General features: G+C 77.1%; 2 protein-coding genes. Both read left to right on the top strand.

Going from position 1 to position 1364, the window contains the following annotated elements; genetic code table 11:
• The coding region (locus ACFV4N_RS43800; RefSeq protein ID WP_499678612.1) for a UDP-N-acetylglucosamine 2-epimerase at nucleotides 1-545 on the top strand (545 nt) is incomplete at its 5' end.
• Between the two features lie 228 nt (nucleotides 546-773).
• A complete protein-coding gene (locus ACFV4N_RS43795) occupies nucleotides 774-1361 on the top strand; it encodes a hypothetical protein (protein ID WP_499678611.1) in 588 nt (195 codons plus the stop codon).
• Nucleotides 1362-1364 lie beyond the last annotated feature (3 nt).

Raw genomic sequence — 1364 nt, 5'->3', positions numbered from 1 at the left:
CAGGGGGACTGGAGCCGGACCGGTACGCGCTGGCCACCATCGGCCACCCGGAGAACCTCGACGACGAGGAGGCGCTGTTCGGGATCGTGAACCAGTTGGCGGGACTGGTCGACGCCGGTCACCCGGTCGTGCTGCCCGTGGACCCGTGGACGAGGGCGGCGATGGAGCGCGCCGGCGTGCCGTCGTCCGGGATGGGCCTGCGGGTGGTGGACCGGCTGTGGCACTCGGAGTTCCTGGCGCTGGCCGCGCACGCCGGGCTGCTGGTCACCGATTCGGGGTCGGTGCAGGAGGAGGCGACGGTGCTGAAGCGGCCGGTGCTGGTGGTGCGGCGGTCGACGGAGCGCCCGGAGGTGCTGGAGGACTTCGGCCGGGCGGTCGGCCCGCACGACGAGATCGCCGAGATCGCCCTGGACCTGCTGGCCGACGACGACCACCGCGCCCGCCTGGCCGACCTGCCCTCGCCGTTCGGCGACGGGGGAGCCGGTGCGCGCGTGGCGGCCGCGGTCCGCGCCCTGGTCCGACCGGCGGTTCGCCTCGTCGGGTGACGGGAGGGAGGCGCAGGGGACGGAACGTCGCCGGTGCGTGGTCGGGGCCACGCGGGGCGGTCGGGGGTGTGCCGGTGCGTGGTCGGGGCCACGCAGGGCGATCGGGGGGTACGCCGGTGCCTGGTCGGGGCCACGCGGAGCGGCTGGAGGAACGCCGGTGGCAGGGGTGATCGGGCCCGGCCACCGGCGTTCCGGCCGTTGTCGGACCGGCCCCCTAAGCTCGTCACCGTGGGCGAGGACGGCGTCGGGGACGCCACCGGGGGGAGCGCTCGGAGCCGGGACCTGCCGAACGCGGCGGTCGCCGGCCTCATCGCCGTGGCCGTCCTGGCCGCGGGCGGGTCGGCGGCGCCCGAACCCGGCGACGCCGCCCCCACGACGCCCGCGAACATGGCGACCTGCATCTTCACCGGGAGCGACCTCTCCGCCGGCGAGCACTGCGGCCGGCTCGTGGCCGACCTGGACCGGCGGGCCCCGCTCACCGAGCAGCAGCGCGCCGGGGCGCGGGAGGCGGTCGCCGAGGTCGAGTGGGCCGTCCTGTCGGTCGGCTCCTGCGCCGTCCCGGGGAGCGAGGCGTGCGGGCGGTCCGCGGCCACCCCTTACGCCGTGCAGCTCGTCGACGACGTCGCCCGCGAGGGCTACCGGGCGACGGCGCGGTTCGCCCGCCCCGACGACCCGGCGCCGACCGGCAGCGTGCTCTACGCCGTCGAGATCGACCGGCACGTCTGCCTGGTCGGCTACGTGCGGCTCATACCCCGGGACCAGGCCGGCAGCTCCGTGGCGGGACGACTGCCCGACGGGCGGTGCCTGTCGGGCTGAGCG

Origin of the sequence: Actinosynnema sp. NPDC059797, from assembly GCF_042732085.1 — a bacterium.
GTDB lineage: Bacteria > Actinomycetota > Actinomycetes > Mycobacteriales > Pseudonocardiaceae > Actinosynnema.
Note: the sequence above shows the minus strand (reverse complement) of the source record. Positions and strands in the feature narration are given on the sequence as shown.